The sequence below is a fragment of the Pseudomonadota bacterium genome, assembly GCA_030860485.1.
Classification (GTDB): domain Bacteria; phylum Pseudomonadota; class Gammaproteobacteria; order JACCXJ01; family JACCXJ01; genus JACCXJ01.
Window position 1 is genome coordinate 1 of the sequence record JALZID010000316.1, and the last position, 8,116, is coordinate 8,116.

At 64.5% G+C, this 8,116-nt stretch carries 9 protein-coding genes, 1 tRNA gene and 3 pseudogenes; 8 read left to right on the forward strand and 5 right to left on the reverse strand.

Annotated features, from left to right (window positions below):
• Nucleotides 1-282 precede the first annotated feature (282 nt).
• The 5 genes and pseudogenes from M3461_19860 (at nt 283) to M3461_19880 (ending at nt 2,446) form a co-directional block, all read left to right on the forward strand.
• Nucleotides 283-426 carry a DUF899 domain-containing protein gene (locus M3461_19860; GenBank protein MDQ3776446.1) on the forward strand — a complete coding sequence of 48 codons (144 nt, stop codon included), beginning with the start codon at nt 283-285 and terminating at the stop codon, nt 424-426.
• A gap of 92 nt (nt 427-518) precedes the next feature.
• Nucleotides 519-752: pseudogene (locus M3461_19865) on the forward strand (RNA polymerase subunit sigma-24).
• A 197-nt stretch (nt 753-949) separates the two neighbouring features.
• Nucleotides 950-1,307, forward strand: a pseudogene (locus tag M3461_19870) (YciI family protein).
• 89 nt (nt 1,308-1,396) lie between these two features.
• Nucleotides 1,397-1,875: pseudogene (locus M3461_19875) on the forward strand (DUF1579 domain-containing protein).
• 136 nt (nt 1,876-2,011) lie between these two features.
• On the forward strand, nt 2,012-2,446 hold the full coding sequence (locus M3461_19880; protein ID MDQ3776447.1) for a YciI family protein: 435 nt from the start codon (nt 2,012-2,014) through the stop codon (nt 2,444-2,446).
• 251 nt (nt 2,447-2,697) lie between these two features.
• Here M3461_19880 and M3461_19885 read toward each other — a convergent pair whose 3' ends face one another.
• Nucleotides 2,698-2,976 (reverse strand): DUF427 domain-containing protein, encoded by a 279-nt coding sequence (locus tag M3461_19885; protein MDQ3776448.1) that lies wholly within the window; start codon nt 2,974-2,976, stop codon nt 2,698-2,700.
• Between the two features lie 455 nt (nt 2,977-3,431).
• Here M3461_19885 and M3461_19890 point away from each other — a divergent pair, with 455 nt between their 5' ends.
• Together M3461_19890 and M3461_19895 are read left to right on the forward strand one after the other, a co-directional pair.
• Complete coding sequence (locus tag M3461_19890) at nt 3,432-4,148, forward strand: VWA domain-containing protein (GenBank protein ID MDQ3776449.1); 717 nt, start codon at nt 3,432-3,434, stop codon at nt 4,146-4,148.
• Nucleotides 4,149-4,151: 3 nt separating this feature from the next.
• Entirely contained in the window at nt 4,152-4,910 is a 759-nt protein-coding gene (locus tag M3461_19895) for a molecular chaperone DnaJ (protein MDQ3776450.1), read from the forward strand.
• Nucleotides 4,911-4,975: 65 nt separating this feature from the next.
• Here M3461_19895 and M3461_19900 read toward each other — a convergent pair whose 3' ends face one another.
• Nucleotides 4,976-5,695 (reverse strand): SAM-dependent chlorinase/fluorinase, encoded by a 720-nt coding sequence (locus tag M3461_19900; protein MDQ3776451.1) that lies wholly within the window; start codon nt 5,693-5,695, stop codon nt 4,976-4,978.
• Nucleotides 5,696-5,721: 26 nt separating this feature from the next.
• Nucleotides 5,722-7,041 (reverse strand): GH1 family beta-glucosidase, encoded by a 1,320-nt coding sequence (locus tag M3461_19905; GenBank protein ID MDQ3776452.1) that lies wholly within the window; start codon nt 7,039-7,041, stop codon nt 5,722-5,724.
• Nucleotides 7,042-7,180: 139 nt separating this feature from the next.
• Here M3461_19905 and M3461_19910 point away from each other — a divergent pair, with 139 nt between their 5' ends.
• Complete coding sequence (locus M3461_19910; GenBank protein MDQ3776453.1) at nt 7,181-7,372, forward strand: hypothetical protein; 192 nt, start codon at nt 7,181-7,183, stop codon at nt 7,370-7,372.
• Nucleotides 7,373-7,391: 19 nt separating this feature from the next.
• Here M3461_19910 and M3461_19915 read toward each other — a convergent pair.
• Both M3461_19915 and M3461_19920 read right to left on the reverse strand, forming a co-directional pair.
• A tRNA-Pro gene (locus M3461_19915) sits at nt 7,392-7,468 on the reverse strand.
• A gap of 43 nt (nt 7,469-7,511) precedes the next feature.
• Nucleotides 7,512-8,116, reverse strand: a 605-nt coding sequence (locus M3461_19920) for a polyprenyl synthetase family protein (GenBank protein MDQ3776454.1), incomplete at its 5' end; no start/stop codon positions are given.

Here is an 8,116-nt window from a genome sequence, read left to right on the forward strand (position 1 = left end):
CGGCCTGACCGGACCAACTCGACCATCTGTCGCCGGAACTCCGGCGGATATGCACTTCTTCGTTTCGACATCGTGGACTCCTCTTTCCCAAAAGATGAAGTGTCCACGAAACGGGGTCAACTCCAGATCCGTGTGGGAGCGTTTGAGCCGGCCCCGGCCGGGTTCTGGGTGGCCTGTCGGGGCTTTGGGGTGACGCAAAGCGCCCGGACGCGAGCCGACCGGTGCCGGTCGAGTCACCCGTGCGTGGTTTCGGACGGCCGCGGTCGTGCGGGGAACCGCAAGGTGTCCGTCACCGGCGGCGCCTTCGCCGAGACGAAGGAGCAGCTTGTCGTCCATTTGACGCGCCGCGACGTGATGCTGGTGGCCGTCTCGCGCGCGCCGCTCGCCAAACCGAAGGCTTCAAGAAGTGCAGGGGCTGGACCTTAAAATGAAATGGGTGTCCTCGTTCGAGAACGATTTCAACCGCGACGTCAACATCTTGTCCACGCCGGAGGAATTCAAAGGCGACGTGTTCTACAATTTCGAGGGCGATGCGCGACGGGCCTTTGGCGGGTCTTGGCCTTATCGACGCCATCCTCGCGCGCGGCGATCTCGCGGACTACCACTTGGCGCACTCGGCGCGGGCGGAGCTGTGCCGGCGGTCAGGCAGAACGACCGAAGCCCGAAACTCCTACGAACGCGCCCTCGGCCTCACGAAACAGGAGCCGAAGCAACGGTTTCTCGAGCGCCGGCTGAGAGAGCTGCCGGAATGATACGCCAGCGCCGCGTTACGACGGTCGGTCCTGCAAGCTTGTCGTGGCGTGTCGAATCTGGGCTCGGCCAAACGACTATACGGTGTCCACAACGGTGGGCTGACCGTCCTCGGCGCCCGGGAGCGTGCCCTATGATAAAAACTCTTCGGCAGGGGTTCGATGCCGGCCCGCTATTCGACTGACTGTTGGAGCCGCACATGAAATACATGTTGTTGATTTACTTAGACGAGCTGACGTTGAGCGAGACCGAGCGGGAAGAGTGTTACGCGGAGTCCACGCAGCTCGCACAACAGATTAAAAGCGAGCGGGCAGTACCTGGCCGTCCACCCGTTGCACCCGACATCGACGGCGACCAGCGTCCGGGTGCGCGGCGGCAAACGGTTCGTGACCGACGGTCCGTTCGCGGAGACGCGCGAGCAACTGGGCGGCTATTTCCTGATCGACGCCCGGGATCTCGACGAGGCGATCGGCATCGCCGCACGGATCCCGATGGCGCGCAAGGGTAGCATCGAGATCCGGCCGGTGATAGAGATCGCGGGCCTGCCGGCTTCTTAGTATTAGTGCCCGCCACGGACGAAAGCCGTCAGGTACGGTGTGTCCCGCATGCAACCGTGGCGCAATCCCGAAGAAAACAGGAGATACCGATGAAGACCGAACCGCAGAAAGAACACAAGTGGCTACAGAGGCTCGTTGGTGAATGGACCTATGAGTCCGAGTGATCGATGGAACCCGGCAAGCCGCCGGAGAAGTTCGAGGGATCGGAGAGCGTGCGTTCGCTGGGCGGCCTCTGGGTGCTATGCGAGGGCCGCGGCGAGATGCCCGGCGGCATGGAACAACCCTGATGACGCTCGGCCATGACCCGCAGAAGGGGCAGTACGTGGGGACTTGGGTGGGATCGATGATGACCTACCTATGGGTCTACGATGGGTCGTTGGACGCGCAGGAAAAGATGTTGACGCTCAATGCCGAGGGCCCGAGCTGCGCCGGCGATGGGAAGTTCGCGAAGTACCAGGACGTGATCGAGGTCAAGAGCGACGACCACCGGGTGATGACGTCGCACATGCTGGGCGATGACGGGAAATGGCACGAATTCATGACGGCGAGCTATCGGCGGAAGAAGTAGTGGCCGCAGCGCTCCGGGCGGCCAGAGAAGTCAGCGGAATCAGAGGAGACATCACAATGACGACGAGCACGATTGCGACCGTCCGGATCCCAGATCCAAACAGGCTACTAAAGGCCGAAACCAGGAGGAGAACACGATGCGATTCATTATTATGGTAAAGGCCAGCCAGGATACGGAAGCCGGCGTCATGCCGGAGGAGAAGCTGATTGCCGCAATGGCGGCGTACCACGAGGAGCTGGCGAAGGCCGGCGTGCTGCTCGATGCCTCCGGTCTAAAGCCGAGCTCGAAGGGCTGGCGCATCGAGTACTCGGGAGGGAAGCGCACCGTGATCGACGGGCCCTTTGCCGAGACGAAGGAGCTGATCGCCGGCTACACGCTCATCCAGGTGAGGTCGAAGGAAGAGGCGATCGAATGGACGAAGCGCTTCCCCAATCCTGCCGTCGATGGTAAAGAGGGCGAGATCGAGGTTCGCCCGCTGTTCGAGCTGGAGGACTTCGGTGAGAGCGAGGCGATTGAACGCTTTCGCGAGATGGGGGTCGAGACAAAGAAGAGAACCGCATCCGTTATTTGAACACCAAGCTCCGCCTCCGTCGTATCGGGATACGGGGCCCTGTTCTCTAAATGGCCTCCAGCTCGCGTGGGGCCTGGCACTTGGCCCGATGCGGGAGACTGCAGATGACGCTTTGCAACGGGGTTCTTCGCTGTTACGGCTTTCCCGTTCCATCGGGCCTTGCGGCGCCTATTTGAGTCCGCCCGCTTGTTCAACCGGCCGAGTGCGCTTGAGTACCCGCACGCGGGCGTAGCGGATCAGTGCGATACCGCCTACTCCACCCTCACGCCTCGCCAGAACGCCACGTGGCCTTTGATCTGCTCCGCGGCTTGCTTGGGTTCGGGGTAATACCATGCGGCATCGTGATTCACCGCTTCATCCACGACGATATCGTGGTAGCTCGCTTCTCCCTTCCAAGGACAGGTCGTATGGGTGTTGCTGTGCCGTAAGAATTCGCGATTGACCGATTCCGCCGGAAAGTAATGGTTCCCTTCGACTACGATGGTGTTCTCGCTTTCGGCCAATACCTCGTTGTGCCAGATAGCCTTCATTGTCGGACCCTCGACTGAGCTTGACGGTAGTCAAGAGTTATATTATGCCCTATCTCCCCTACAGAATCAGGGCGGCGCGCCCGAGGAGCGTGGCCTTTCCGTTGGCGCGCTGTCATCGATGGTTGCTGATGGTAAGAGAACGATGCGCCCTGCGCTGACGATGCACATCGCCGCAGTGGTGTTTATGAATTCCCCTAAGCCGATAGCTAATAGTATACTTCGGAAGGGACCCCCTGCGAACGGGCGGGAAACTGTGCTGATCCAAGGGCGCCCGGACGTGGAGAAAAGCCACCTCGCCGTCCCCACGGGTGCCAATGCCGTTTTCCCCGGTTTCAGGCCAGGCGGACGACTACGCGGGCGGGGCGTCGCCGCACCATGGCGACTACTGCCGGCTTGCCGCATCCATTATGATCGTGTCACCCAAGACGCCGACCCCATCGAAGTGAACGGTAACCATGAGCGACCGAGACCGACGGCAGCTCCCTGAGCGGTCCAGCCGAGCAGACATCGACGCCTTCCTGAGGCAGGTGGCTGCGCTGTCACGGGTCAAGCCTACCGGCCGGCGCGGCCGGCTCATCTTCGCCATGGACGCGACCGCCAGCCGTGAGCGGACCTGGGACCGCGCCAGCCATATCCAGTCCCAGATGTTCCAGGAGACGGCCGCGCTCGGCGGTCTCGAGATCCAGCTGTGCTTCTACCGCGGCTACCGCGAGCTCGAGACGAGCCCGTGGCTCACCGATACCGGGGCCCTCCAGAGGCAGATGACGGTGGTCTCCTGTGCCGCGGGGTACACACAGATCGAACGGATCCTGGCTCACACCCTGGAGGAGACCCGAAACAAGCGGGTGAACGCCCTGGTTTTTGTCGGTGACTGCATGGAAGAGGACCCTGACCGGCTGAGCCACCTCGCCGGTCAACTCGGGGCCCTGGGGGTCCCCGGCTTCGTGTTTCAGGAAGGGGACGACCCGATCGCCGAACGTTCCTTCCGAGAGATCGCACGGCTCTCCAAGGGTGTCTATTGCCGCTTCGACGCGACCAGCGCCTCTCAACTGCGCGACCTCTTGAGCGCAGTCGCCGTCTATGCCTCCGGAGGCAGGCAGGCGCTCGACCGCTTCGCGAAGGAGCGCGGAGGGATCGCCTTGCAGCTAACTCACGAGATCGATGAGAGGTGAGCGGTGCTTCTCAACCTCGCCTTGCTCCTGGCCGGGATCGGCGCGCTGGCAGGGCTTGCGTGGTTGTTGCGAACGCCACCCCCGGTCATCGCCGCCCACTTCCGCAGGGCGCTCGCGGTCCTCGTGGTGCTGCTACTCCTCTTCCTCGCGGTCACCGGGCGACTTCACTGGTTGTTGGTGCTCATTGGGGCCTTGGTCGCCGCCGCCGTGCGGCTTCTGCCGTTGCTTCATTATGCGCCGCTGGTCCAGCGCCTGTGGCGGCAGGTCCGCCCCCAATCCGCCCGCCCCCAATCCGAGACTAGCGGTGGCCCGACCGGCGCCAAGCGCTCGACGGTTGAATCCAGTTTTATCCGCCTATGGCTCGACCACGCCACGGGGGAGATCGACGGTGAGGTGTTGGCGGGCACTTTCACGGGCCATCGCTTGAGCGAGCTGCAACGCGAACATCTGATGCGCCTTTATCGCGACTGCCGAGGCGCCGATCCCGATTCGGCTGCCTTGCTGCAGAGCTATCTCGACAGGATTTACGGCGAGACCTGGCAATCGGCGCCCGGGTCGGAAACGGGGACACGCCCCGGACCGACGCCAATGACCGCCGATGAGGCCCGCCAGGTCCTCGGCCTGGGGCCCGGGGCAAGTCGAGCGGAGGTGATAGACGCGCACCGTCGCCTCATCCACAAGCTCCACCCCGATCGGGGCGGCTCCGATTACCTCGCCGCCAAGATCAACCAGGCAAGAGCCGTATTGCTCGGCGCGTCGTAAAAGACACCTGTGCCGGCCGACGTCATGGCCCCGTCTCCTGCTCGTCCAAAGTTATTGAAATCTCGCTAAGCCGCCGCGATCGGCTCACCTATCCCGATCCCCAGGACCTCGCCGGCCCGCCCGTCGCGCACGGCGATCTCGATGAGACCGTTCGAGTTCTCGTAGAAGAACGGCTGTGCGCCGGCCACCTCGGCAAAGGTCCGGGCGCGCGGGAGGCGCCGGCCCCGAAGCACTAGTGCGCCACCCGCAAAAGCCGTGGCGCGGACGCCGGTGATGCAGTTGCCGTAGTGATCGAGGTAGATCACCTGATAGAGATCATCGGGCCAGGACGGGTCCGGTTCGAGCGTCACCGGCACGCCGCGCGGCCCCTCTCCGCGTGCCAGCCGCGCGGCCTCGGGGGCGTAGAGGTCGCGACCGTGAAACGTCGCCGACAGATCGCGGGGGCGCCAGGTGATGGCCCAGGCATGCGCCGATCGGCCGCGGCGGGCCACGATCTCGAAGAGCCCGTTGCCGGGTCCGACGAACCAGCGGCCGTCGATCTCGATCGCCATCGGCCGGTGCAAGCCGGAGCCGACCCCCGGATCGACGACGCACAAGAACACCGCACCCCTCGGAAAATCCCGCGCATAGGCGGGCAAGAGATAAGCGCTCGCGCGCGGGTCATGCGCCGGCGCATCGGCCAGCAAGGTCACCACCGGCATCCCGGGGACCTCCCGGTGCAGCATCGCGCTCATCTGGCCCAGGTACGGGCCGCAGGGGCCAAAATCGGTGAATAGGACGATCATGTAAAAGGGGTCTGCGGGCATCGTGCTCACCGGTCCGATAGACAGGCGCCGTGGGTATCGATCACCTCGGTATAGAAGCGCGCGCTGGCCTTGGGGATGCGAGCCTGGGTTTCGTGGTCCACGCAGACGAGTCCGAAACGCTTGGAATACCCCTCGGCCCACTCGAAGTTGTCCAGGAGCGACCAGGCGAAGTAACCGCGCAGATCGACGCCTCGTGCCAGCGCCGTGTGCGCGGCGCACAGGTGGTCGCGCAGGTATGCGACGCGCAAGGGGTCATCGACGATACCCTGGCAGGGAAGCGGGTCCGGAAACGCGGCCCCGTTCTCGGTGATAAAGATCGGCGGATTGCCGTAGCGGGCCTTCACCCATTCCAGGATATCGATGAGCCCCTCGGGGCACACCTCCCAGCCCATCTCGGTGGTCCGCCGGGCCGCTTCGGAGATGTTTCGTGCGCGGTGGGGTTTGACCGCCGGGTCGTGCCGGGTCAGGCCGCGCGTGTAGTAGTTGACGCCCAGGAAGTCGATGGGCGATCGCACCAGCTCGAGATCCTCCTCGGGCCACTCCGGCCAGGCCGCACCGAACATCTCGCGGATCTCGGCGGGGTGCTCGTCGCGGAAGATCGGGTCGAGAAATTGTCGGTTCATGTAGGCGTCGGCCCGTACCGTGGCCGCGCGATCGGCGCGCGATCCCGATGCCGGAACCTTGGGCTCCAGGTTCACGGCGATCCCGATCGCATGGCGGCCCTCTGCGCGATAGGCCCGAACCGCCTGTCCATGTGCGAGGAGCAGGTTCTGCGAGACGCGCGCGCCCTCGGCCAGGTCGCGGCGCCCCGGCGCCAGGGTCCCTTCTATATAACCACCCTGCATCACGACCCAAGGCTCGTTCAAGGTGATCCAGAGCTCGACGCGATCACCGAGCGAGCGGTAGAGCAGACAGGCGTAGTCCGCGAACCAGTGGGCGACCTCGCGGTTCGCCCATCCCCCCCGTTCATCCAAGGCCACCGGCAGGTCCCAGTGATAAAGGGTTACGACCGGCGCGATGCCGTGATCCAGCAGTATATCCACGAGGCGCTCGTAGAACGCGAGCCCCTTGCGGTTGACCCGGCCGCGCCCCTCCGGCAACACCCGGCCCCAACTCACGCTGAACCGATACGCTCGCAAGCCGAGCTCCCGCATCAGGCGCACGTCGTCCGGAAAGCGCCGGTAGTGGTCACAGGCAAGGTCGCCGGTCTCGCCGTTCGCGATGGTCCCTGGGGTATGGGAGAAGCGATGCCAGATGCTCGCCCCGGCGTGGTCGGCCAAGGGCGAGCCCTCGATCTGATAGGCCGAGGTCGCCGCGCCCCACAGGAACCCCGGTGGAAAGCCGGGCGGGCATGCCGGGGCCGCGCGCGGGTCTGGGTGCGAGTCCGGCCGGGGGGTCTTGGAGAACACCGTGGGGGCTTGCTATTTGCCGGCGCCGGTGCGGTAATATCCGGCAGGTGTTGGCATGGACCCGTGGTTCGGAACCTTCATGTACTTCTGCCACGTCGCGATCGTGGCGTATTTCCTGTTCCTCACGAACGCCGAGGCCCGCGAGCAGGAACGTCGGCGCGACGCCAGGCGGCGGCGCATCGAGCTCCTGGGCTTTCGGCCGCGTACCCCCCCGCAACCTCCGGAGGAGATGGAGTTTCTGGCCTAACGGAGGGGGGCGATAGGATTGGTCGGGGTGACACGATTTGAACGTGCGACACCTGCCTCCCGAAGGCAGTGCTCTACCAGGCTGAGCTACACCCCGTTTAAACTCGCCCCGAATCTAAAATGGCCCGCTGCCGGATCGGTCAAGACCTGCGGTCGACCGCGAACGCCGCGAGCGCCAGCAGGGCGTCTTTGTACGGGGACGGGCCTAGATCCTCTATCACCCGCAGCGCGTACCCCGCCTCCGAGCGCGCGAGCGCGGCAGTGTACGTGATGGCGCCGGTGGCTTCAATGGCCTCTATGACCCGGCCGATGTGTCCCCGCCCGCCCTCCTTGATGGCGCTGCGTAAGAGCGCGCCCTGTGTCGCGCTCCCGTGCCATAAGGCGTACAAGAGTGGCAAGGTGGGCTTGCCCTCGGCAAGGTCGTCACCGATGTTCTTACCGAGTTGCTCCGCGCTTGCGGTATAGTCGAATACATCGTCGATGAGCTGATAGGCGGTGCCGAGATGCCGCCCGTAGGCCGCCATCGCCTCCTCCGCCGCGGCGCCCGCCCCGGACAGCACCGCGCCCAGCCTGGCGGCGGCCTCGAACAGCTTCGCGGTCTTGTTGTGGATGATGGCGAGGTAGCGTTCCTCGCTGGTATCGGGGTCATGGCAGTTCACGAGCTGCATGACCTCCCCCTCGGCGATGGTATTGGTCGCGTCCGAGAGGATCTCCATGACCCGCATGTCACGCACATCGACCATCA